This is a genomic window from Agrobacterium bohemicum (assembly GCF_002896715.1).
Lineage (GTDB): Bacteria > Pseudomonadota > Alphaproteobacteria > Rhizobiales > Rhizobiaceae > Agrobacterium > Agrobacterium bohemicum.
The window spans coordinates 100,231-123,654 of sequence record NZ_PGEL01000020.1 but is presented as its reverse complement, the minus strand read 5'-3'; the positions used below and the strand labels follow the sequence as shown (position 1 = coordinate 123,654).

Below are 23,424 nucleotides of genomic sequence, written 5' to 3'. Positions count from 1 at the left end.
TATTCTGCTGAATAAGAGGCATCTGCCCACGCAAAAAGCGCTTCCTAAAAAGAGGCCTGTGGCCTTCGAAAAGTGGCTTTACAAATGATATAAAGTGATAACAATAGAAAGAATAAAGCGTCCTCTTTGCTGAGGAAGCGGCCTGTAAGTCGGGCCGTGCGAAGTGGCGGGGTGTACAGGAGGTTGTCTATGGAAATGTCATCGCTTACCGCCCGTCAACTGTACGAGCTGGCCAAGGCTAATCCCACGCGCAAACGATTTGGGTTCGGCAGCAGGCCGATGCTGATCAACATCGACCTGCAATGCGCCTACACGTCGCTCGGCGAGTTCGTCTCCGCTTACGAAACCGATCCTCGGCAGCTCGAGTACATAAACACGCTGTCCAATCTAGCTCGCAGCAAGGGTCTGCCGGTGACGTGGACCTATGTGGCCTACATGGAATCGGGCGAGGACTGCGGTGTTTGGGGTACACGTACCAACACGCCGGACTCCCTGCAAAACATCAAGGTCGGTTCTCGCAGGGCCGAGTTCGATCCGCGCTTAGAGATCGATCATGTCAAGGACATTGTCATGAACAAGCGCATGGCGTCCCCGTTCCATGAAACCAACCTCCAGTCGCTGATGGTTTGGCACCAATGCGACACGGTTGTTTTGACCGGTGGTTCAACATCCGGCTGTGTTCGCGCTTGCGTAGTGGATGCAATCTCGCGCGGCTACCGGGTCATCGTTCCCGAGGAATGTGTGGCGGACAAGCATGAGAGCCCGCATTTCGCCAATCTCTACGATATTTCGGTCAAGTATGGCGATGTGATCCCGGTTGCGGATGCGATTGCCTGGTACGAGGCCTATCAGCCGGAGGTTCGCTGAGATGGCCGCTGAAGATGCCGCGATGAAGTCGGATATGGGGCTGTACGATTACCTGCCCTGGCCCAACCGCCCCAAGATTGTCTGGCCCGGCAACAAGAAGATCGCCGTCTGGATCGCGCCGAATATCGAGTTTTACGAATACAATCCGCCCAACAATCCAACCCGCACGCCGTGGGCGCGGCCAAACCCGGATGTTTTGCAATATTCCCACCGCGATTACGGCAACCGTGCCGGTTGGCAGCGGATGATGGCAGCGATGGACAAGGCTGGGTTTCGTGGTTCCGTCTCGCTTAATGTTGCGCTGTGCGATCACCATCSGGAAATCATCAAGGCCTGTGCCGATCGCGGATGGGAGTTCTTTNCCCACGGCATCTACAACACACGCTATGTCTATAATCTCGACATCGAGCAGGAGCGCGCTGTTATCCGTGATGCCTTCGATACGGTGCGCAAACACACAGGGCAGGAACTGGCGGGATGGCTCTCACCAGCATTGTCCAACAATTTCTGGACGATGGATATCCTGTCGGAAGCGGGCATTCAATATACCTGCGACATGTTCCACGACGACCAGCCAATGCCGGTCAAGGTCAACACAGGCAAGCTCATCTCCATGCCGTACTCGCTCGAGATGAATGACGTCATCGTTTACAACAGCCAGAAGGTCACGCCGCGCCATTACGGCGAAATTATCAAGCGGCAGTTCGATCAGCTTTACAAGGAAGGCGATGACAGCGGCACGGTCATGTGCATTCCACTGCACCCTTACCTCGTCGGCCAACCGCATCGTATCGACGCTTTTGCCGAAGCCATCGAATACATCGCGGGGCACGACGGCGTGTGGCAGACGACTGGCCGCGAAATCGCCGCCGCCTATCACGCCGCCGGCGCTTATGACGCCATGAGTGCCGCGATGGCTACCCACAATTCCGGGAAGGGTGCGCGCTGATGTCTATGCCTGAAGACTATCTCAACTATCCCGCCCGTCGTTACGGCATGGACCATGACCGCTATGAGTGGAGCGATCTTTTCTCTCGCAAGCCGATTGCCTGGCCAGATGGTGCGCGCATTGCGCTGTCCATCGTCACCCATGTCCAACATTTTCCACTGGATATGCCGTCCAAGCCTTTCAAGGCGCCGGGCGCATTGTCCATGCCTTACCCGGATTTTCGCTATTACACGAACCGCGACTACGGCAATCGCATCGGCATTTTCCGCGTCCTCAAGCTTCTTGCCGAAAAAGAACTAGAAACCAGCTTCGCGATCAATGGCGTGATTGCCGCGCGTTATCCGGCGCTGATCGAGGCTGTGGTCAGAGGCGGCCATGAAATCATCGCCCATGGACTGGATATGGGCAAGGTCCATCACTCCGGGCTGGGTGAGGAGGAAGAAAACGCCATCATTGCCGAGGCCTTGAGCCTGCTGCGCAACGCAAGCGGGCAGAAGGTTGAAGGCTGGCTCTCGCCTGGCCGTGCACAGGGCTTTAATACGCCTGATCTTCTGGCGAAGAACGGCATCGCCTACAGCCTTGATTGGGCAAATGACGACCTTCCTTACGAGATGCAAACCCGCAACGGTTCGTTGCTGGCCATGCCTATGGCCTACGAAACGGACGACCGCGTGGTTGCCGACGAGTATTTCCACTCGGAAGCGGAATGGGTGCAGCAGGTCAAGGACCGGTTCGACGTTCTTTACCGCGAGAGCGCGGAATATGGCGGTCGCGTCATGAGCCTGCCGCTGCATAGCTGGGTGTCGGGCATGCCGTACCGCGTCGAATACCTGCGCGAAGCACTCGACTACATTCTGTCGCATGAAGGCGTGTGGAACGCGCCCGCGGGGGACATCTGCGCGGCCTTTCGTGCTGCTGGCTAAAGCCGAACGTGGAACTGACAACAGAAAGACAAGGTCATGGCGCAAGCAGTCGCACCGCGCACAATGTTGGGCAAGATCTGGGATGAGCATGAAATATTGCGCCATCCTGCAGGCCCGTCGCTGCTCTACATTGATCGCGACATGATCCACGAAGGCAGCTTTCATGCCTTCGCTGATCTAAAGCGGCGCGGCCTGAAGCCGCGGCGTCCGCAACAGATTTTCGGTGTGGCCGATCATTACGTGCCGACGCTCGGCCGCACGTCGAGCGATGCGGCAAGCCCTGCTATCGCTCACATGATCGATACTTTCGATCAGAACATGGAGTGGGGCGGGATGCGCCATTTCGGCCTGTCCAGCCGTGAGCAGGGTATTGTCCATGTTGTGGCGCCGGAACAGGGCATTACGCTGCCAGGGCTGACCATCGTCTGTTCTGATAGCCATACGTCTACGCAAGGGGCGCTTGGTGCTATTGCATTCGGCATCGGCCAATCCGAAAATGCCCATGTGCTGGCCACGCAAACGCTGTGGCAGTCGCGCCCCAAGACAATGCGGGTCACGATCGATGGCGTGCTGGGGCAGGGCGTGACGGCCAAAGACGTGATGCTGGTACTTATTGCGAAAATCGGTGCCGCCGGTGCCGGTGGTCATGCCATCGAATTTGCCGGACAAGTGGTGAGGGATCTCTCCATCGAAGGGCGGCTGACGCTGTGCAACATGTCGATTGAAGCCGCAGCCCGCTTCGGCATGGTCGCAGCGGATGAAACGACATTTACCTATGTCCGAGGCCGTCATTTCGCGCCATCGGAACAAGAATGGGACGGTGCGGTCGCCCACTGGCGCACGCTCGCCAGCGATAGTGACGCGTTCTTCGACGTGGAAGTGAGAATGGATGGTGCGGATATCGCGCCCATGGTGACGTGGGGTACTAGCCCGGAAGATGCCGTTTCCATCAATGGCCGCGTTCCCGATCCTGCAAGTTTCGAAAGCTCCGACAGGCGCAAGGCCGCGACGAAATCACTGGAATATATGGAGATCGCCCCCGGCACGCCTCTGGATGGCTTGAAACTGGACAAGGTTTTCATCGGTTCCTGCACCAACAGCCGGATCGAGGATTTACGGGCTGCGGCCTCCATACTCAAGGGCCGCAAGGCCGTGATCCCGGCCATCGTCGTGCCAGGCTNGACACGGGTGAAAGAGCAGGCGGAAGCCGAGGGCATTGCGCGTATCTTCCGTGAGGCAGGCTTCGAATGGCGCGAGTCCGGCTGTTCCATGTGTGCGGCAATGAACGGCGATGTGGTTGGCCCCGGTGAGCGTTGCGCATCCACCTCAAACCGCAATTTCGTCGGCCGTCAGGGTCCGGGCGCACGCACCCATCTGGTCAGCCCAGCCATGGCGGCTGCCGCTGCCATCAGCGGCTGTCTGACCGATGTCAGAAAGATGTGAGGGCGGGATGATGAAAGCATTCACACGTGAAACATCCACGGCAATTGCGATCCCCGGCGTCAACTGCGACACGGATCAGATTATTCCCGGACGCTTCTTGAAAGCTGACCGCGCGCAGGGCTACGGCCAGTTCCTGTTTCATGACATCCGTCGTGATGAGCATGGGGAAATCGACCCTTCATTTCCGCTGAACAGACCCGGTGCCGATGCCGCGACGATCCTGCTTGTCGAAGACAATTTCGGCTGCGGTTCATCTCGCGAGGGTGCCGTTTACGCTCTGGTGGATCACGGCGTAAGGGCGGTCATCGGCCCTAGTTTTGGTGATATTTTCTTCAACAACGCACTGAAAANCGGGTTAGTGCCAGTCCGTTTGGCCGCGGAACACTGCGAAGCGCTGGCGGACTATCTCACGCGCTTCCCCGCCGCCGAGGTCTCAGTTGATCTGGAAGCTGCGGAGCTTGTCTTGCCGGGTCATCTTGGCATCCATCCCATCGCCATTGATCACTTCGCGCGCGACTGCATCCTAGGCGGTCTCGATGAGATCGAAATGACATTCACCTTCATGGAGCAGATCACCGCCTTCGAAAANGATCGAATGGCGTCGCATTCCTGGCTGGACCGTTGACGGGCGGACCAGCGAGTTTCTTTTGCCGTCTCATAAAAAACTGGGAGCATAAAAAATGACATTCAAAATCGAAAGACGTGACCTTTNAAAAGTATCGGGAGCGCTGGCGGTCGGCCTGGCCGCACCCTCCATCCTGCGTGCGCAGACGCCGCCAACCGTAAAGGTCGGCGTCATCGAGCCGCTGACCGGCAATCTTGCCTATAACGGTACACAGAGTGCGGCCGGTGCAAAGTTCGCCGCAGAAGCGATCAATGCAGCAGGCGGCATCAAGAGCATGGGCGGCGCCAAGATTGAACTCGTGGTGGTCGACGCACAAAGCCGCCCGGAAGCCGCCGCTTCCGCCGTCGATACCCTCATTCAGGCCGATGCCTGCGCCTTCACAGGCGCGACAGCATCTGCGCTTGGACTTGCCTCTTCGCAGGCGGCTGCAAAGTATAAACTGGCTCAGGTCTTCTCCATCGGCACGGCCGAAACCGTTGTCCAGCGCGGTTTGCCAAATGTGTTCCGCTTCACGCCGGGCGTCAACAAATGCACCAGTGTCGCGCTTGAAAACCTCAAGCTTCTCAATGAAGGCACCGGCAACGCGGTCAAGACCGCAGCCATTGTTCATGAAGATGGGCCTTTCGGCTCCAACATGGCGAAAATCCTTGCCGAGCAACTGCCTAAGCAGGGTATCGAGGTTGTCGAGACGATCTCACATCCGACGCCCCAGCGCGACTTTTCCAACATCGCGCTGCGCGTGAAGGCATCCAAGGCCGATATCCTCATTCCTTCCAACTACATCAATGAATACACGCTGATGGCACGTGCGCTGAACCAGCAGCGTGTGGAGCTGAAGGCGATCTATTCCATCCTTGGCGGCGCCGCATCCAACATCAAGTTCGTTCGTGAAAACAATGCGGTCGCGCAATATGTCATGGATTGCAATCATTGGTACGATCCTTCCAAGGAACTGTCCAAAGCACTGGCCGCCAGCGTAGCCGCTGCAAAGCTCGATATGACCTACGACGTNATGGTTTCCTACGCGACGATACAGGTCATCGCCGATGCCCTGGAGCGCAGCGGGTCTGCCGATCGTCAGAAGATGATCGAAGCCTTGTCGGCCTCCACCTTTGACCAGTCGATCATGCCCTATGGACCGACGAAGTTCGTCAATGGGGACAATGTCAATTCACGGCCCGTCAACACCCAAATCCGTGGCGAAAAGATCGAGCTGGTCTTCCCGAAAGAATACGCCACCGCAGAGGCGGTCTTCCCGATCCCTGCCAAGAACTGACACGGCCTCGCCCCCATGACCCCATGGTCCTGGGGGCGCTCTTCAAACGACAGAGAGGCGAGCCNTGATGTCAAGTCTGATCTTACCTGCCGTGTTGAGCGGCCTGATGATGGGAGCCATCTATGCGCTTGTGGCGCTGGGCCTGACCCTCATCTATGGCGTGCTCCACATCATCAACTTTGCGCATGGCAGCCTGTTGATGCTGGCGCTCTACGCCGTCTATTTCCTGTACTCCTATTTCGGCGTTGATCCGTATCTCGCCATTCCCCTTGTTCTTCCGGCCTTTTTCGCGCTGGGATACTTGTTGCAGCGTTTTCTGATTGCGCCGATGAGCAGCGGCTCGGAACAGAACGTGCTTCTCATTACGCTTGCCGTATCGATGATTATCGACAATCTGGCACTCTACTTCTGGACGTCCAATACGCGCACGGCAGATATCGCCTATGCCTATGACACCGTTGAGGTGCTGGGCGCTTATCTGCCGCTTGGTCGCGTCATCGCCTTTGGTGCAGCCCTTACCGTCGCGCCGCTGCTGTGGTGTTTCATGGCCTATACCCGCACCGGCTCTGCCATTCGCGCCGTTGCCATCGAAAAGCGCGGGGCCGAACTCGTCGGTATCGACGTCAATCATACCTATGCCGTCTGTTTTGGCATCGGCACCGCCTGCGTAGCACTTGCCGCCTGCCTGTTGTTGCCAACCTTCTACATCACCCCGCAGGTCGGCTACACCTTCGTGCTGGTCGCCTTCACGACGGTGGTGCTGGGCGGAATGGGTAGCCTTCTGGGTGCCTTGGTCGCGGGCCTGCTGCTCGGCGTCATCGAATCGCTGTGCGGACTCTTTCTGGGCGAAAGCCTCGGCCAGATCGGCATCTTTCTCGCCTTCATCTTCATCCTTCTCTTCAAACCATCAGGGCTTCTTGGGAGGGCAAAGACATGAGACCTCAATCTATCGGGCAGATTGCCCTTATTGCCGCTGCTCTCGCTTATCTCTTCGGGGTCTATTTCGCGTCGTCGCCAGTCTGGATGGGCTTTACTATTAACGCGCTAATCGTCGCGGTCGTCGCTCTCTCCTGGAACATCACCGGTGGTTTCGGTGGCCTTTCGTCCTTCGGTCATGCCGCACTTTACGGTACCGGGGCCTATGCGTCCGCGATCCTTCAAGTTCAGTATGGTGTAAACGCCTGGGTTGGCTTCGGCGTGGGCATTCTTGCAGGTGCCGCCATGGGTGCCTTCATCGGAGCCTTGGCGTTCCGCTATGGCCTGAAGGGCTCCTATTTCGCGCTCGTCACCCTGGCCTTTGCTGAAGTGCTGCGCATCTGCGCATCGTCCTTCGATTTTACGGGCGGCGGTAGCGGGCTGCAATTGAAGCTGGACCCCGGCGTGGCCAATCTGCAATTCAACGACCGTGCCATCGCCTACACCGCCCTTCTCGTTGTGGTGGCACTGGTCATGGCGCTAACGGCCCTCATCAAATACTCACGTTTCGGTGCCTATCTCATTGCTGTCAGGGAAAATGAAGATGCCGCACGCGCGCTTGGTATCGACACCTACAAGATCAAGGTGCAGGCCATGGCGATATCAGGCGCCTTCGGTGGTCTGGCCGGTGTGCTTTATCTCCAGCTCTGGCTCTTCATCGATAGCAACGTTGTCTATGGCAGCGCGGTCTCTATCGAAGCTCTGATCGGGCCGATTATTGGCGGTGCTGGCACCATCTGGGGTCCGCTTCTCGGCACACTCGGTCTGCATCTTCTCGGCGAAGGCGCGAAACATCTGCTGCCCAACGCGCCCGGCCTGAACTTCGTGCTTTATGCGATTGTGCTGATCTGCGCCCTGCGCTTCCTGCCAAACGGTCTTGTTGGGCTTACTAGCAAGCTCGGCACCTTCAAAANGAAGGAGGACGACAATGCTTGAAGTTCGTAATCTTTCCAAAAGCTTCGGCGGCTTGAGAGCCGTCACAGACGCCTCGCTCGATGTGCCCGAGGGTTCAATCGTTGGCCTGCTTGGGCCGAATGGTGCGGGCAAGACAACTTGCTTCACCATGATTGCCGGTTTCACTAAGGCGGATGAAGGCACAGTCCGCTTTCAGGGCAAGGATATTACCGGCCTGGCGCCGCATAGCATCTGTGCGCTCGGAATGATCCGTACGTTCCAGATCGTCCAGCCCTTTGCCGGGCTGACGGTGCAGGAAAACATCGCGGTGGGTGCCTATCTTCACCACCACGATCGGCGCGAAGCCATGGCCGTGGCACGGGATGTGGGCAAGCGGCTGGGCATGGGCGCAATGCTTGATCGTCCCGCTTCCTCGCTCACCATTGCGGGACGCAAGAGGCTGGAGCTTGCGCGTGCGCTTGCAACCGGTGCGAAATTTCTGCTGCTAGATGAGGTCATGGCGGGGCTGATCCCATCAGAGATCACCGAGATCGTCGGCATCATCAGAACAATCCGCGAAGAGGGTCACACGTTCCTCATGATCGAACATGTCATGCAGGCCGTCATGCAGCTTGCCGAAACGGCCTATGTGCTGAACCAGGGCAAGATGATTGCCCACGGAACACCACGCGAACTCGTCAAGGATCCGTCCGTGGTGGAAGCCTATCTCGGCCACGGTGCGGCCGCGCACTTGCAGGAGGAAANCCATGCTTGATATCAAGGGTATCCGCGCAGGCTACGGATCGATGAGCGTCCTACAAGGCATCGACATGAGCGTCAACAATGGCGAAATCGTCGCTCTCCTTGGTTCGAACGGCGTGGGCAAGACCACGCTCAACAATGTCATTTCCGGCTTCATCAAGCCCAGCGCCGGATCTATCTCCTTCAAGGGCGTGACGATAACCGGTAAGAATGCACGCGATATCGTAGCGCTCGGCATTGCCCATGTGCCCGAGGGGCGAAAGGTTTNCCCGAACCTCTCGGTGGGCGAAAATCTCAAACTTGGCGCGTTTCGCCGTGCAGGCAAAANCACCAGGCAGAACTTCGAGAAGATCTGCGAGATTTTNCCAAGATTGCGGGAAAGAATGAACCAACTGGCGGGAACTCTGTCTGGCGGTGAACAGCAGATGTTGGCGATTGGGCGTGGGCTTATGTCGGAGCCGGAACTGCTCATTCTCGATGAGCCGTCTCTCGGCCTTTCGCCGATCATGGTGGAGGAGATGTTCGGGCTGATCACAAAGATCAATGCAGACGGCGTTGCCGTGCTGCTGGTCGAGCAGAACGTCATGCAGTCGTTGAGTGTTGCCAAGCGCGCCTATGTCATTGAGCAGGGCCGCTTCGTCATGCAGGGAGAAGCCGCAACGTTGCTGGCCGATCCGCAGTTGCGCCAGGCCTATCTCGGAATGTGAAAAGTCGCCCTGGACAACACGCGCCAGGGCGCAGCCAATTTACGGAGAATGGAGAATACAATGTCCCTAACACGTACCCAACGTCTGCGGCAGTTGCTCGCAGGCGAACGAGCCCTCATGGCTCCCGGTGTCGTCGATGCTATGTACGCCCGCCTTGTCACAGAAGCCGGTTTCGACGCCATGTATATGACGGGTGCTGGCACCTCTGCCACACGCCTTGGCTATCCGGATGTGGGTCTTCTGACCATGACCGAGATGGTCGATAACGCCACCCGCATCGCCGACGCCTCCGACATCCCCCTGATTGCCGATGCCGATAATGGCTTTGGCGGCCCACTCAATGTGCGGCGTGCCATTCAGCTCTACGAACGTGGCGGTGTGGCTGCGGTCCATCTTGAAGATCAGGTCTTGCCGAAGCGCTGCGGGCACCTCGCGGGCAAACAGATTGTGTCAGCCGAAGATATGGTGGCCAAGGTCAAGGCTGCAGTGGATGCCCGTGTTGACGAGAACTTCGTTGTCATTGCCCGCACGGATGCGCTTGCGCTGCATGGCCGAAACGCTGCATTTGACCGTGCGGAAATGTATCGTGAGGCAGGCGCCGATGTCATCTTCATCGAAAGCCCCGTCCCAGATGACTTGGCCCATATTGCACCGCGCTTTCCCGGCATTCCGCTGCTCTACAACATGGCGACCTCGGGCAAGACACCCTTCCTGACCCGCTCTGAAATCGAAGCGTTGGGCTTCAAGCTTATCATTNACCCTAACTGGCTGCTGCTTTCTGCCTGCGAAGCGGCGCGCAAGACGCTTCAGGTTTTAAAGACCGAAGAGACCATCGCGTCTGTCGCGCCCAACGTCATGAACTTCAAGGAGTTTTTCGATATGGCGCGGATGCCTGAAATTCAGGAGCTGGAAGCCCGCTACGGCACACCGGACGCAAACCGTACCACCTATTGAGCAGGAGATTTGAGCCATGGCAGTGCTACAAGCCGAAGGCGTGACGTTCGATTTTGAAGTACCTGTCGTGGTCGTCGGGGCAGGGGCCTGCGGTCTGGTCGCAGCCCTTGCCGCCCATGATGCGGGTCAAGATGTCATGGTGCTGGAACGTGACGAGAACCCGACGGGCTCTACCTCGCTGTCTGCCGGTCTCATTCCGGCACCGTGCACCCGTTTGCAGAAGGAAGCGGGCATCGAGGACAGCCCCGAACTCTTCGCTCAAGACATCGTCGCCAAAACCCATGACCACACACCCCATGATATGGCGCTGGTTGCTGCAAAAGCCGCAGGTCCGATGATCGACTGGTTGATGGACACGCATAAGGTGGAGTTCGAACTGGTCACGGGGTTCATCTATCCCGGCCATTCGCGGCTTCGCATGCATGGACCGAGAAGCCGAACTGGTGCCGATCTGGAGCAGTCTCTTCTCGCCGCCTTGTCTAACTCCGATATCGATTTGATGACCGGCGCGTCTGTAGAAGACCTTTATGTGGATGCCAGCGGCCGCGTCACCGGCGTTCGCTTCCGCCGGCCTGATGGTGCACTGGAAATGCTGGGCTGCAAAGCGCTTGTTCTCGCTTCCTGTGGCTTTGCAGGAGACGTCGCGCTGGTGCAGAAATACATTCCGGAAATTGCCGATGCCGAGTGTTGCGGCCACCTCTCCAACACCGGGGACGCAGTAAAGTGGGGGCTGGAGATCGGCGCTGCAGTCGCCGACATGGCAGCCTATCAGGGCCATGGATCGGTCGCTCATCCGCATGCCTTGCCGTTGACATGGGCCGTCATCACGATGGGTGGCATTCTTCTCAACACGCAAGGCCAGCGCTTTTCCAACGAGATTCGCGGTTATTCCGAACACGCCGCAGAAGTCGCCGCCCAGCCCCACAATATTGCCTGGGACATTTATGATGCCAGGGGTGAAGAGGCCGCAATCGGCTTTTACGACTACCGCGAGATCCGCAAGTTGGGTGCCGTCAAAACGGCCAATAATCTAGAGGAACTGGCATCTGTCACGGGTCTTCCGCTTGCCGCCATCCGTGAGGAGTTGGAGGCCATCGAAAGCTGCGCACGCACCGGCGAGCCAGACCGTTTCGGTCGCAGCTTTACCCAGGATCAGGTTCTGGTTGCGCCCTATTATGCGGTGAAGGTCAACGGCGCGCTGTTCCACACTCAAGGTGGTCTGGTCATTGATGCCGAGGCCCGTGTGCTGCGCGAAGATGGAACGCCCTTACCAAACCTGCTGGCAGGCGGCGGTGCTGCGCGCGGCGTCTCTGGCGATTCCAATTACGGCTATCTCTCCGGAAACGGTCTTTTGACAGCGACCAGCTTTGGCCGGTTGGCTGGCATCACGGCTGCCCGAATTGCTGCTGAAAGCTGAAAAACAAGAGGAGGACGTCATGAAGAAGGTTATGGTCATCGTACCGTTTCCCATGGGCGAAGACGATATCGCCCGCCGACAAGCGCAGATGAAGGCGGTCGATCTTGGTCCCGGCGTCGCGTTTCACTATCGCTCGGTGCGGGTTGGGCCAAAGAACTATTCCAGCCAGCACGACATGGCGCTCGCCGACTTCTCGATCCTCGATGCCGGTCTCGATGCTGAGAAGGAAGGCTTTGATGCCGTCTGCATCGACACAATGTCCGATAGCGGCATGTCGATGCTGCGCTCCGTCCTCATCATCCCAGTGATTGCGCCGGGCCGCCATTCCATGCTGCTGGCGCAGATGCTGGGTGACAAGTTCTCGATCCTGATGATGTGGGATCGCTGGAAAATGCTCTACACCAAGACGCTGGGCGAGCTTGGCATGGAACATAAATGCGCGTCTATGCGCTCGATTGGCGTCACCCCTGATAATATGAGCCTGCTTTCCGGCAAGGAAGACGAGGTATTTCCACTTCTGCTGGGCGCCGCGAAAAAATGCGTTGAGGAGGACGGTGCGCAGGTTCTGATCCTCGGCTCCACCACCATGCATGAAGCGCATTCCTGGCTCTCTGCTCGCATCGGCGTTCCCGTCATCAACCCTGGTCCACTCACCTACAAGCTTGCGTCCATCGCACTCGATCTGAATCTCACCCACAGCAAGGCGACATGGCTAACACCGCTTACGCCAAAGCACGACATGATCCGCGCCATCGGCGCTGCCGGTGCGGCCTATCTGGAGGGTAATCAATGACCCGCATTCTCGTCATCGTTCCCTTCGCACTGGACGAAGAAGGCGTGCGCAATCGCCAAGCGCAGTCGCAATATGTGCCGCTGCCTGCGGACTGGGAACTAACCTATCGCCCCGTGACCTGCGGCCCGACGTCCTTCATGTCGCCGCATGATTGGGGACTGATGGATCTCGCCATTTTCGAGGCCGGGTGCAACGCGCAAGACGAGGGTTTCGATGCTGTCTGCATCGACACGATGTCGGATAGCGGCATGGTCATGCTCCGCTCTGTCCTCTCCGTCCCCGTCATCGGTGCGGGCAAGGCCTCAATGCTCTATGCGCTGACGCTTGGTGGAAAATTCTCGGTGCTGGCGCAATGGGACCCGGCACTGCCGCGATACCGCAAGGCCATCCGTGAATATGGTTTCGACCGCCAGTGCGCCTCTGTGCGCAGCTTCGATCAGCCGCCGGATTTCTCCAACCTGCTGGGCGGCAAGGAAGACAGCGTGTTCCCCCGTATGCGCGATTTAGCCATGCGCTGCATCGAGGAGGATGGCGCGGAGGTCATCTGCCTGGGATCAACGACCATGCATCAGGCTGGCGAATATCTCGCCGCAAACCTGCCGGTTCCGGTCGTCAATCCCGGTCCGCTGACATACAAGCTGGTCGAGACCTTCCTCGCTCTCGGCTTGACCCATGGCAGAGATGTCTATCCACCACCGGTGGAGCCACGCTTGGATATGTTACACGCGATGATGAAAGCAGGAGCTCTTGCAGAAGGGGCATCGAAAGGTAACTAGGTCACTGCTCCGAACAAAAAGCCTCAATTACCCAGCGAGAAATCTTTNCCGTCTTCGCGCTTTAGCGAGACACGGTATTCGTAACGATCAGCACGATAAAAGATTTCAGCCGCGTAAAAAGGCTTTAATTCTGAGTTGAAAAACAAACGGTTAACCAGCATCAATGGAGCGCCGATGGGTATTTCCAAGTGTTTGGCGGCATAGTCGTCGGCAAGCGTCGCCGTCAATGTTTGTTCTACCTTTNCAACGACTGCACCAGCTTTTTGCACAAGATCGATCATATTGGTCGTTGCCAAATCCTGCCGGTTCAACGTCTCGCCGATTTCCGGCAGCAGATAGGCTGTCGATAGCGAATAGGGGCGGCGGTCCAGTGAACGCACCCGAACGGCGCGAACCAGTTCCGTGGTGGGCAACACGCCCATCTGTTCGCAAATCCGTGGCGGTGCTTCTCCAACATCAAGGCTGACAACCTTCAGCCGTGTGCTCTTCCCCACTGCATTGAGGTAGCTGAACAGGCTGTTGATGTTGGAAACGACGACACGGTTCAATTTGTTTTCTTTGGTGCGGTCGGTGATATAGGTGCCTCGTCCCCGCGTTCGTGTCACCAGCCCTTCCGCCGTCAACATCTCCATCGCCTTGCGAATGGTAATCCGGCTGACCGAAAAGCTTTCTGCCAATTCCGCTTCGCTGGGGACCGGTGCGTCGCTGGGATAATAACCCTTTACGATGCGTTCGCGCATGACCGCATAAATCCTATGATAAAGCGGGGTAGGTGAGCGGACTTCAGGCATCGATCAAGGAATTCCATAACGAGAAATCGGATTATGTCATGCAGGGGACGAGCCTCAGCCTCCAAGTATAACATCTAAGATCCTGTTAAGGGCGGCCCCGCTCCCGATCGACCATCTCACAGCAACGCGAGAGGTGCAATTCAAANGATATAACATTATGTCATTTATATCTTTNATTTNGAGTAATCTTCACTGGGCAGGAACATACGAGCTAGACCCAGGTTAGTATGGAAANCCAAGGAGCTCATCAAGAACATGACCGGTCCCCAGACACCAAGCACTCCCTTCGCCGATCCAGAGACATCGCTTTACACCGATCCAGGTGTTGTTCCGGCTGATGAAACGGATTTTGCGTCCAAGCCCGATGCGCCGCTGGTCGAGGATGCTTTGAGGTATGTGGCGGAGAGGGACGCCGGGTTTGGCAGTTCTGTGACTGATGAACTGAAGGCCATACGCGGAGAAGTGGAAAGCCTTTCATACCGTGCAGGCGACACGCTCTCGACCAACCTTGTGGCAGCGCCCGAAAAGACTGTTCGATCAGCGCGGCGTCTCATAGATCAACACCCAATTGCATCACTCGGCCTCGCTGCTTTGCTCGGATTCGCGTTTGGATCGACGCGCAGGCATTGATTCAGCGATTGGGAAACAGGGAGATTTAGCGAGTTATCCGCGAAAATCTCCCTCGTTCGTCTCCCGCTCATCATAATTCACATCCCATTCTTTCTTGATCGGTTTCTTTCCGGGAGGCGTTTTATGCATGGTCGCATCGTCTGATCCGGTAATCACCCGCGGCTTGGCGCTGTCCACTCCATTATTATCGCTGTGCTTCAAACCTTTGGTATATTGCCCTTTGGCATCGTCGTGAATGTCTTCCACAGAACCCTTAACGTCTTTTTGCGGTGTCATCACGTGTCTCCTTTGAGCTGTTTCGCGAGGATTTGTCTGCACTCCTGAGCGAACAGCAAGTGACACCTGTTGTTCCCGAAAAANTAATCATAGTTTGAGAGCAAGCTGCGGCTCTTGGAATGTTTGCTGGCTGTTGAGTGAGGAAAGGGTAACGCCCAGAAGCCTCACTGAACGCTTGAATGGAAACACGGACGCCAGCAGAACCTCTGCGATCTCCGTGATAATCCCGGCATCGGAAATCGGTTCGGATACTGTCTTGCTGCGTGTCGCCTGGCTGAAATCGGAGTATTTGATTTTAACGGTGACCGTTTTTGCGGCGATATCATGCGCCTCGCAATAGCGCCGCACTTTTTCTACCAGTGGTTTTAGCTCCGCTTTGGCTCGATCGAGATCACCGATATCCTCAGCGAACGTGTCTTCGGCGCCCACCGATTTGCGGATACGGTCGGCTTTCACCTGTCGTTCGTCGATGCCACGGGCGATGCCGTAGAAATATGCGCCAGACTTGCCGAAATGCTGCTGCAAAAAGCTCAATGGTTTCGACTTCAGATCAAGGCCGGTTTCGATGCCGTGATTTTTCATCCGCTCAGCCGTCGCTGGCCCAACGCCATGGAATTTCTTGACGGCAAGAGACTCGACAAAGCCTGGCCCGTTTTTAGGCGTAATAACAGCCTGACCGTTAGGCTTGTTCAGGTCGCTCGCCATCTTGGCAAGAAACTTGTTGTAGGAGATGCCAGCTGAGGCATTGAGACCTGTGACGACCTTGATCTTTGCACGAATTTCAAGCGCGATCTCGGTCGCGATTTCCATGCCTTTCAGGTTTTCAGTCACATCAAGATAAGCCTCGTCCAGCGAAAGCGGTTCGATCAATGGCGTATATTCGGCAAAGATTTCACGGATTTGATGCGAAACCTGCCGGTAGACGTCGAAGCGAGGCGGCACGAAAATCAAATCTGGGCACTTGCGCTTTGCAGTCACTGAAGGCATTGCCGAATGCACACCGAAAGTTCTGGCCTCGTAACTTGCCGCAGCCACGACACCGCGCGCTGCCGACCCGCCAACGGCCAACGGCAGGCCTCGAAGGGCAGGATTATCCCGCTGTTCCACCGATGCGTAGAAGGCATCCATATCAACGTGAATAATTTTTCGAACCGGAGGCTGGGCCATGACATCCATCTCCTAACGCCTCCCCTCAAGGTGAAATCGAAACAAAAAGAGAACATACCAGCTTTTATGCAAATTTCCAGTGCTGTCGCTCTTTCGTGCGGCGTCGAACGGAACTCTCCGGTCTCGAGTGAGTATGCCTATATTGATACTCAAANCAGGAGAAACCTATGGCCGACGACAGCACAACGACAATGAAAGCGCTTTTCGAAACGCGTGCGGCGGCAGACCTTGCGGTTGAGCATCTGGTTCAGCAACACGGGATATCGCGATCTGACATCTTCATCCAATCCACAACGGCTGAGAACACAGTTGGTGTTTCGCAGTCTGGAGGTGATGTGTCCGCCAACGATAATGCGCGGCAAGACGCACCGCTTGCTGGCGAAATCGAAGTGTCCGCCGATATTTCCGCCAACGATGTCGCGGCTGTACAACGCAGTCTGGGCGAGGCGGGCGCGATCCGCGTTTCAGCAGGCTGAAATGCTGTGGGGTTTCTGTTAACACGGCCCCAGTTGACGGGCCGTGTGCATTCATTGGTCCCCTACCATCTGCGCGGTATCCCTTGAACGCAACCGTCCGCGTCCCCATTCATTTATAGCGTAAATACTTTTATCTCTCGGGTTGGAGTGCATCATGGCCGCAAAAACTTGGAATGCAGATGGCGCTGCAACAGGGACAGCAAGCGATTTCACCGATAGTGCGGAGCGCATTCGGAGATTGCGTCGGCTGTCCGGCATTGCTCGCCTGATGGATACGGCTATCGGAATACCGGGTACGCGCATCCGTTTTGGTGCCGACTCCATCCTAGGTCTGATGCCGCTTGTTGGAGATGGTGCTGGGGCGATGGTTGGTTTGTATATCGTCAACGAAGCCCGCCGCCTTGGCGTTCCGCGTGACAAGCTTGCGCGCATGGTGGGTAATATTGGCCTGGATGCTGTCGTCGGCAGCGTGCCGCTCGTCGGGGATCTGTTCGACGTCTATTTCAAGTCACACCGCCGGAACGTCGATATGATTATAGATCACTTCGGTATTCAGCAGGACGAGTTGAAACGGAAGCGGTGAATTCTGAACGCTGGTTCAAGCCGTCGATGACCGAGAGGGTATCGCCGCAGGCAGAACGAGGATCGCTCTTAAGCCCTGCGGAGAATTGCGTTCCAGTGTGAGAGAACCGCTATCGAGTTCGGCGAGTTCGTTGGTGATGGTCAGTCCGAAGCCAGTGCCAGAGATGCGCTCGTCTTCTCTGACGCCCGGAAGCAAAACCGCCTCCATCCGATCGACAGGGATGCCCGGTCCGTCGTCCTCGATAGTAATGCGCAGGGTCGCTTTGTCTCTTACAGCAGTCACCTTTACGGTGGAGGATGTCCACTTGAAGGCGTTTTCGATCAGGTTTCCCAACATTTCTTCAAGGTCGTTATCGTCGCAGGCGACCCTCAATTCGCTGTCGATGACGGTCTCGAACCGGACAGTCTTTTCCGCATGGATGGAGCTGATTGCCAAGTGCAAATTCGTGACGGTATCGGCTACGTTGGCGCTTGCCGTGCTCCCGCTCGTCGCCATGGCCTGGCGCGTTGAGCTTAGGTGGTGCTTGATCCTGTGATCGATACGTTGGCCGAGATCTCGCAAAGTGCCGTCTGGATCATTGCTATCATTCAAGGCCAGTAAAAGGCTCGCGACCGGGGTTTTAAGCCCGTGTGCGAGATTGGCAAATTGCATGCGCGTGGCGATAAGGCGCTCTTCGTTTGCCGCGAGGAGAGCGTTCGTCTTGGTCGATAGCGGAGAAAGCTCTGGAGAGAGTTGTGGTGGCAGGCGCGCCAGTTCGCCACGGTTGATGGCATCGATATCCGCGACCATCGTTCCAAGTGGGCGCAAGCCAAACCGAATTTGCCACAGCGTCCCGAACAATAGAACGATGCCCAGTAACAGCATGCAGGGTATCAGCCATGACAATGCTCTGACCGCCGGGTCGATCAACGCGCCGGAGGGTGCCGTTGCTGTGATGGTCATCATGGTGCCGTTGATGCTGCGTGTTATCTGGCGGGTATAGAGCGTTTTCCCGTGTTCATCTCGGGCTTCTCCGGGTGACGCCATGCCCGTCAGCATGTGCTTCAAGCTCTGACGGGGGGNCGGAGCGTCTATGGCGCTTTGCGCGAGTGAGCCAGACGTCAGACGGTGTCCATTTGAATCGATCTGCCAGTACCATCCTGATCCGCTCCGATCAAACGGAGGAGCATCCATCGGTGTGGAAAGTGAAAGCTGGCCACTCGCAAGTGGCTGCACGGCATTTGCGAGTGCGCCTATTTGCGTGTCCAGACGCTGGTCTATTTGTTCACGCACGACATTCTTAAGCGCCAGCCAANGGATGACGGACGCGACAACAAGCGCTGCGGTGACGAAGAACCCTGAAANCAATAGCAGTCGTCTCGCCAGCGATTTCGGGGCGCGCAGTTTCATCGGCTTCACGACGTCACCGCAGCCGTTAGCATATAGCCACGCCCTCTAACGGTTTCGATCCGCTCGGCTCCTATCTTTTNGCGCAGCCGGGCGATGATGACCTCCATGGAATTGGAGTCCACTTCCGCGTCTCCTTCATAAACGCGTTCGTTGAGTTCGCGCCGGTCCACCACGGTTTCCTTTCGCAGGATCAAGCAGGACAGAACGCGCCATTCCAGAGCCGTCAGCTTCAAGGGAAGACCATCAAGTTCAAACGTGCCCAGTTGCGCATCGAAAACAAGAGGCCCGCAATTCAGCCTTGCCGAGGCGTAGCCAGCAGCGCGGCGCACCAGCGCCCGAAGCCTGAGCACCAGTTCTTCGACCTTGAATGGCTTGGGCAGAAAATCATCCGCACCCGCCTTGAAGCTTGCGACCTTGTCCGGCCATCCATCGCGGGCTGTCAGAACCAGAACGGGCAGGTTGCGCTCGCTCTCTCGCCAGCCTTTCAGAACCGAGATGCCGTCGATTTTCGGCAGACCGAGGTCGAGAATGGCAACGTCGAACAACTCCGTCAGTCCGGCGTGCAGGGCATCTTCGCCGTCGCGGGCTATATCGACGACGAAGTTTTCGAGCCGAAGTGCGCTGGCTATCCTGCTGCCGAGATCTGCATCATCTTCTACGAGCAACACGCGCATGAGGGGACTTTCAAATGGAAGAAATGCCAGAAACTTATGGATATCAGCTTAACTCAAACTGAACAGGAAGGTTCAGCAGGGTGTGGGTATGGTTGAGTTAGTTTGTGCTTGTCATTCAAAAGGAGCACTGAAATGAATACTGAAAATCAGACCCACGAGCACACCGATCCTGCTTCGGCACCGGCCCATCCACCACACAAGCACCGCCGCCGTTTTGCGCTGCCGGTTCTCGCGGCAGTCGTTGCACTTGCGGTCGGTGCAGCAGGTGGCGCCGGTGCCATGAAGCTGGTGCGGCCAACGCCGGAGATGGCACCGATCACACCGGTTGCGATCTCGGCCATGCCACCGTCCAGCCTTGTCACGATCAAAGGCACGGTCGCCGAGATTTACGGCAACAAGTTCGTGCTGCAGGACGACAGTGGAAAAGCCCTGATCGAGACAGGTCCAGGTGGCGAAGATGGCAAGCTGGTCACCACCAATGAGGCCGTTACCATACAGGGNCGCTTTGACGATGGTTTCGTGCATGCCAGCTATCTCGTTCGCCAGGATGGGCAGACTGAATCGCTTGGCCCGCGGCATGGTCCCCCACCGCATGGCCCACTAGAGGATATGGCTCGCAAACTGAGACCATGATCCGGTTGAACGTGTGTTCTGTGTTGCAAATGACATCCCCGGTATCCGAGTGGAAGACGGGGATGTTGTCGTCCGTACTTTAAGCGGCCGTTGAATATCTTGCGACGGACTGCGCTGGCAAAAGCCTTAGAACTTCGTCGGCATATACGTTCGCATTTTGCAAAGCCTTATCCAGATTGCTGACCTGCGACGGGTTCATCATGTGCAGATAACCACCGAAATCGAACATGTCGCGGAAGGCGGCGCGTTCGATGATCGGCGTATCCAGCACATGCACATTGCGTTTTGCCAGAAGGGCTTTGGCAGCCAGCAGTGCACGCGTCGTCACCATGGAATTGACACGTGAAAGCACGACGGAATGAGGGATTTNGATGGATGCCCGATCATCCAGATAGCGCAGCAGTTCGAGGACCTGCGCAGCACCCTGCGCATCCATGGTGCTGCCCTGCACAGGTATCATGACATGATTTGAAAGCCCGACGGCCGTTGCCAGAAGCGGTGATTGGGCGCCCGGTAGATCAATGATGACGTGGTCGAACTTGCAGCGATTGTTCAGCACATGCTGCTGCAAGCTGGATGCCGAAACATAGGTGATGACGGATAGATCGACACGATGATCGGCGGCTTCGCGCCACTTGGAAAGCCAGCGCTGAGGATCCGTATCGATCACGCACACCGTCAATCCGCGCCGCACCAGTTCCGATGCGAGCAACAGAACTGCTGTCGTCTTGCCCGCGCCGCCTTTGGTGTTTGCGAATGTGATGACCGCCATGATTGATCCGATAAAAGCTGAGACGGTCATCGTCTGCTCGATACGCCGAGATCATGGCGCGTGCCAATCATTAACCATTATGATTAATGCTTTCTTAAAGATGTCAGGCGATTTCGCTCCTAGCGACGGCGGTCTTCGTTCAGGATTTCACGGGCAATCTGGTCCAACGGCACTGTCTTATCGACGCCACCATGGGCAATGGCCTCTTTGGGCATGCCGAAGACGACGGAAGAGGCCTCGTCCTGAGCGATTGTCAATGCGCCAGCCTGATGCATTTCCAGCATTCCGCGCGCACCATCGTCGCCCATTCCGGTCATAATCACACCCATGGCATTTGATCCCGCCGCACGTGCTGCCGAACGAAACAACACGTCGACGGACGGACGGTGACGGGAGACGAGGGGGCCGGTGCGGACAGAAACATAATATCGTGCGCCCTGACGCTCCAGCAGCGTGTGCTTGTCACCGGGGGCGATCAGCACATGCCCGCGCAAGACGGTATCACCGTCTTCTGCTTCCTTGATCTCAACATCGCAGAGCGAGTTGAGACGCCGTGCAAAAGCCGCCGTGAATTTCTCCGGCATATGCTGCACGATGACCATGCCCGGCGCGTTGGCCGGTAGCCGTTCCAGCATCTCACGTAAGGCCTCGGTGCCACCAGTCGATGCGCCAACGCAAACCACCATTNCCGTCGTGCGCGCCATTGCCCTGCCAGAAGGGGGCGGCAGAATGACGTCTGCGGTCAACTTTGCCTGTGGCGCGTTGGGAATTGCGTGGCGCGAAGGTGTCTTCATGCCTTTGACGCGGGCGTGGGCAGCACTTTTGACGACTTCGCAAATCCGTTGGGCGGATTCTGCCAGATGGTCGGCAGCGCCAATGCGCGGCTTGAGGATAATGTCGACAGCACCCGCCTCGAGCGCCTGAAGCAAGGTTTCCGAGCCAGCCTCTGTGAGTGATGAACACATGACCACCGGAATGGGGTGCTGCGACATGATTTNGCGCAGGAACGTAATGCCATCCATCCGCGGCATTTCAACATCGAGTGTTATGACGTCGGGCAGGTCTTCCTGTATCTTGCGAGCGGCCATGAAGGGATCGGAAGCCGCGCCTATCACTTCGATGTCTGGGTCTGCCTGAAGAATCGCGGTCAGCGTTTGCCGGACGCTGGCGGAATCATCGACGATAAGAACACGTGTTTNCTTGGTCATATATGTGACTATTGTTTCATGAAANTTGTGTTGGCAACCTGTTTGATGGGCAGGTCAATTCCGGTCACCGTCTCCGAATGGCCTATCAAANGATAGCCGCCGGGCACAAGGCATTTACAAAGCTGGCTCAAAACGTGGGTCTGCGTTTTCTTGTCGAAATAGATCAGAACGTTTCGGCAAANCAGAATGTGAACCGGATCGCCGATTTCGTAGGTCGGGTTCATCAGATTCATTCTCGCAAAACCGACCTTGGAACGAAGCTTGGCGGCAATGCGCACATCGTTCCGGTGCTTTTCTTTGGCTTGCATCACATATTTACGCTTGAATTCCGGCGGCACGGGGTCCACGAGGTCCCGGGGATAGATACCGCTATGCGCTTTCGCCAGAACTTCGGTGGACAGGTCAGTTGCAAGAATGTTGAAATCGGAAATCACGCCTTTTTCAGCGGCGTCGGCCATGATCATCGCCATAGTGTAAGGCTCTGCACCTGTCGAGCATGCCGAGCTCCATGCGCGAACGCGTCCAAAGCCTTTTTTCGCCAAGGCAGGAAGGGCGGATTTGGCCATGAAATCGAAGTGGTTAGGCTCCCGAAAGAAGTCGGTCTTGTTGGTGGTGACAACGTCAATCAGAAATATCGCTTCCGTTTCGATTCCGCCGTGGCGAAACAGATAGTCGCAATAGGAACCGAATGTCGGGTGCCCTGTCGCACGTAAACGCTTGCGCAACCTGCCCTCCAGCATGGACCGCTTTGTTTCCGGCATTTTGATGCCGCAGTAGTCGTAGATGAAACTGGAGAGTTCCCGAAAATCGCGTGTGTTCAGGCTGTCGTCGAAATTTACGCTTACAGCAGTACTCAACTCTTGGATTCCTTTCACGCGGCGCGCATCGGTCCGGCATTGACCTTGGCAAGATCGCTTGCTTCGCCTGAAAACAGCTGTGCAAGATCGATAATGACGACAAAGTCTCCCTCACGACGAACGACGCCTGCGATGTAGCTGGAATTCCAGCGTATGCCGATATCAGGTGCGGTTTCGATTTGGTCGAGATTGAACGGCGTCACCTCGAAAACCTTGTCGGCAACCAAGCCCAAGGCTAGCGCCTTTTCACCGAACGGAATGTCGAGAACCAGTATCCGGGTGTGGGGCGTCTTGATCGTTTNGGACATGCCCAGACGCAGACGAAGATCGATGACGGGAACGCCCTGACCGCGAACGTCGCGCAGACCGAGAAGATAGTCTGGCCCGTGAGGAATTTTAAATGCGTCTTCGTGATCGAGAATTTCGCGGACGACATCCACGGGCACGGCGAAGACTTCCTCACCAAGACTAAAAGTTACGTATTGAGTTTGAGTGGATGGGCTCGCCATTTACGTTTTCTCCAAAGTCCTGGGCATATTCGTCAAGTTGCGCTGTTCAATTGCCGTGCCGGAATGATCCGGCGCGGATGGGCATAAAACCCTCCCGC

General features: G+C 56.7%; 27 protein-coding genes. 18 read left to right on the top strand and 9 right to left on the bottom strand.

Features of this window, described 5'->3' with window-relative positions; genetic code table 11:
* Positions 1-189 precede the first annotated feature (189 nt).
* The 14 genes from CUC55_RS05945 (at position 190) to CUC55_RS05880 (ending at position 13,361) form a co-directional block, all read left to right on the top strand.
* Positions 190-867, top strand: a complete 678-nt coding sequence (locus CUC55_RS05945) for an isochorismatase family protein (RefSeq protein ID WP_067652302.1) — start codon at positions 190-192, stop codon at positions 865-867.
* Positions 824-1,816: a polysaccharide deacetylase family protein gene (locus CUC55_RS05940; RefSeq protein WP_425352752.1), complete on the top strand. Its 993-nt coding sequence runs from the start codon at positions 824-826 to the stop codon at positions 1,814-1,816. Before CUC55_RS05945 ends, CUC55_RS05940 begins: the two co-directional genes overlap by 44 nt.
* Positions 1,816-2,739 (top strand): polysaccharide deacetylase family protein, encoded by a 924-nt coding sequence (locus CUC55_RS05935; RefSeq protein WP_067652300.1) that lies wholly within the window; start codon positions 1,816-1,818, stop codon positions 2,737-2,739. The genes CUC55_RS05940 and CUC55_RS05935 overlap by 1 nt, the downstream gene beginning before the upstream one ends.
* Positions 2,740-2,775: 36 nt before the next feature.
* The gene (leuC, locus tag CUC55_RS05930; protein ID WP_103087254.1) at positions 2,776-4,182 is read left to right on the top strand and encodes a 3-isopropylmalate dehydratase large subunit; all 1,407 of its coding nucleotides are present in this window, start codon (positions 2,776-2,778) and stop codon (positions 4,180-4,182) included.
* Positions 4,166-4,807 carry a 3-isopropylmalate dehydratase small subunit gene (leuD, locus tag CUC55_RS05925; RefSeq protein WP_425352751.1) on the top strand — a complete coding sequence of 214 codons (642 nt, stop codon included), beginning with the start codon at positions 4,166-4,168 and terminating at the stop codon, positions 4,805-4,807. Before leuC ends, leuD begins: the two co-directional genes overlap by 17 nt.
* A gap of 55 nt (positions 4,808-4,862) precedes the next feature.
* A complete protein-coding gene (locus tag CUC55_RS05920; RefSeq protein WP_103087253.1) occupies positions 4,863-6,083 on the top strand; it encodes an ABC transporter substrate-binding protein in 1,221 nt (406 codons plus the stop codon).
* 67 nt (positions 6,084-6,150) lie between these two features.
* Complete coding sequence (locus CUC55_RS05915; protein ID WP_067652292.1) at positions 6,151-7,020, top strand: branched-chain amino acid ABC transporter permease; 870 nt, start codon at positions 6,151-6,153, stop codon at positions 7,018-7,020.
* The gene (locus tag CUC55_RS05910) at positions 7,017-7,994 is read left to right on the top strand and encodes a branched-chain amino acid ABC transporter permease (RefSeq protein WP_210200660.1); all 978 of its coding nucleotides are present in this window, start codon (positions 7,017-7,019) and stop codon (positions 7,992-7,994) included. The genes CUC55_RS05915 and CUC55_RS05910 overlap by 4 nt, the downstream gene beginning before the upstream one ends.
* Entirely contained in the window at positions 7,987-8,727 is a 741-nt protein-coding gene (locus CUC55_RS05905; RefSeq protein WP_103087252.1) for an ABC transporter ATP-binding protein, read from the top strand. The genes CUC55_RS05910 and CUC55_RS05905 overlap by 8 nt, the downstream gene beginning before the upstream one ends.
* Positions 8,720-9,421 carry an ABC transporter ATP-binding protein gene (locus CUC55_RS05900; protein ID WP_103087251.1) on the top strand — a complete coding sequence of 234 codons (702 nt, stop codon included), beginning with the start codon at positions 8,720-8,722 and terminating at the stop codon, positions 9,419-9,421. The genes CUC55_RS05905 and CUC55_RS05900 overlap by 8 nt, the downstream gene beginning before the upstream one ends.
* A gap of 48 nt (positions 9,422-9,469) precedes the next feature.
* Positions 9,470-10,375: an isocitrate lyase/PEP mutase family protein gene (locus tag CUC55_RS05895; protein ID WP_103087250.1), complete on the top strand. Its 906-nt coding sequence runs from the start codon at positions 9,470-9,472 to the stop codon at positions 10,373-10,375.
* A 16-nt stretch (positions 10,376-10,391) separates the two neighbouring features.
* The gene (locus tag CUC55_RS05890) at positions 10,392-11,792 is read left to right on the top strand and encodes an FAD-dependent oxidoreductase (protein ID WP_067652281.1); all 1,401 of its coding nucleotides are present in this window, start codon (positions 10,392-10,394) and stop codon (positions 11,790-11,792) included.
* A 19-nt stretch (positions 11,793-11,811) separates the two neighbouring features.
* A complete protein-coding gene (locus CUC55_RS05885; RefSeq protein ID WP_067652448.1) occupies positions 11,812-12,585 on the top strand; it encodes an aspartate/glutamate racemase family protein in 774 nt (257 codons plus the stop codon).
* Positions 12,582-13,361 carry an aspartate/glutamate racemase family protein gene (locus CUC55_RS05880; RefSeq protein WP_067652279.1) on the top strand — a complete coding sequence of 260 codons (780 nt, stop codon included), beginning with the start codon at positions 12,582-12,584 and terminating at the stop codon, positions 13,359-13,361. The genes CUC55_RS05885 and CUC55_RS05880 overlap by 4 nt, the downstream gene beginning before the upstream one ends.
* A 23-nt stretch (positions 13,362-13,384) precedes the next feature.
* Here the strand turns inward: CUC55_RS05880 and CUC55_RS05875 are convergent, their stop codons facing one another.
* Positions 13,385-14,152, bottom strand: coding sequence for a GntR family transcriptional regulator (locus CUC55_RS05875; RefSeq protein WP_103087249.1), 768 nt, complete (start codon positions 14,150-14,152; stop codon positions 13,385-13,387).
* Positions 14,153-14,407: 255 nt separating this feature from the next.
* On the opposite strand from CUC55_RS05875, the gene CUC55_RS05870 reads away from it, so the two are divergent.
* Positions 14,408-14,782: a hypothetical protein gene (locus CUC55_RS05870; protein ID WP_067652275.1), complete on the top strand. Its 375-nt coding sequence runs from the start codon at positions 14,408-14,410 to the stop codon at positions 14,780-14,782.
* Between the two features lie 33 nt (positions 14,783-14,815).
* Here the strand turns inward: CUC55_RS05870 and CUC55_RS05865 are convergent, their stop codons facing one another.
* Positions 14,816-15,058 (bottom strand): hypothetical protein, encoded by a 243-nt coding sequence (locus CUC55_RS05865; protein ID WP_067652272.1) that lies wholly within the window; start codon positions 15,056-15,058, stop codon positions 14,816-14,818.
* 87 nt (positions 15,059-15,145) lie between these two features.
* The gene (gene dinB / locus CUC55_RS05860; protein WP_067652446.1) at positions 15,146-16,225 is read right to left on the bottom strand and encodes a DNA polymerase IV; all 1,080 of its coding nucleotides are present in this window, start codon (positions 16,223-16,225) and stop codon (positions 15,146-15,148) included.
* A gap of 167 nt (positions 16,226-16,392) precedes the next feature.
* On the opposite strand from dinB, the gene CUC55_RS05855 reads away from it, so the two are divergent.
* Positions 16,393-16,701: a hypothetical protein gene (locus CUC55_RS05855; protein ID WP_067652269.1), complete on the top strand. Its 309-nt coding sequence runs from the start codon at positions 16,393-16,395 to the stop codon at positions 16,699-16,701.
* A 154-nt stretch (positions 16,702-16,855) separates the two neighbouring features.
* Entirely contained in the window at positions 16,856-17,284 is a 429-nt protein-coding gene (locus CUC55_RS05850; RefSeq protein ID WP_067652266.1) for a DUF4112 domain-containing protein, read from the top strand.
* A 15-nt stretch (positions 17,285-17,299) separates the two neighbouring features.
* Here CUC55_RS05850 and CUC55_RS05845 read toward each other — a convergent pair whose 3' ends face one another.
* Together CUC55_RS05845 and CUC55_RS05840 are read right to left on the bottom strand one after the other, a co-directional pair.
* On the bottom strand, positions 17,300-18,682 hold the full coding sequence (locus CUC55_RS05845) for a sensor histidine kinase (protein ID WP_103087248.1): 1,383 nt from the start codon (positions 18,680-18,682) through the stop codon (positions 17,300-17,302).
* Positions 18,679-19,347, bottom strand: coding sequence for a response regulator transcription factor (locus tag CUC55_RS05840; RefSeq protein ID WP_103087247.1), 669 nt, complete (start codon positions 19,345-19,347; stop codon positions 18,679-18,681). Before CUC55_RS05840 ends, CUC55_RS05845 begins: the two co-directional genes overlap by 4 nt.
* Before the next feature lie 132 nt (positions 19,348-19,479).
* Between CUC55_RS05840 and CUC55_RS05835 the strand changes: the two genes are divergently transcribed.
* Positions 19,480-19,980 (top strand): hypothetical protein, encoded by a 501-nt coding sequence (locus CUC55_RS05835; protein WP_067652257.1) that lies wholly within the window; start codon positions 19,480-19,482, stop codon positions 19,978-19,980.
* Between the two features lie 79 nt (positions 19,981-20,059).
* Here the strand turns inward: CUC55_RS05835 and CUC55_RS05830 are convergent, their stop codons facing one another.
* The 4 genes from CUC55_RS05830 to CUC55_RS05815 form a co-directional block, all read right to left on the bottom strand.
* Positions 20,060-20,752 (bottom strand): ParA family protein, encoded by a 693-nt coding sequence (locus tag CUC55_RS05830; RefSeq protein ID WP_103087310.1) that lies wholly within the window; start codon positions 20,750-20,752, stop codon positions 20,060-20,062.
* Between the two features lie 119 nt (positions 20,753-20,871).
* A complete protein-coding gene (locus tag CUC55_RS05825) occupies positions 20,872-21,960 on the bottom strand; it encodes a protein-glutamate methylesterase/protein-glutamine glutaminase (protein ID WP_103087246.1) in 1,089 nt (362 codons plus the stop codon).
* Positions 21,961-21,968: 8 nt separating this feature from the next.
* Entirely contained in the window at positions 21,969-22,817 is an 849-nt protein-coding gene (locus CUC55_RS05820) for a CheR family methyltransferase (RefSeq protein WP_103087245.1), read from the bottom strand.
* A 14-nt stretch (positions 22,818-22,831) separates the two neighbouring features.
* On the bottom strand, positions 22,832-23,326 hold the full coding sequence (locus tag CUC55_RS05815) for a chemotaxis protein CheW (protein ID WP_103087244.1): 495 nt from the start codon (positions 23,324-23,326) through the stop codon (positions 22,832-22,834).
* Between the last annotated feature and the right edge of the window lie 98 nt (positions 23,327-23,424).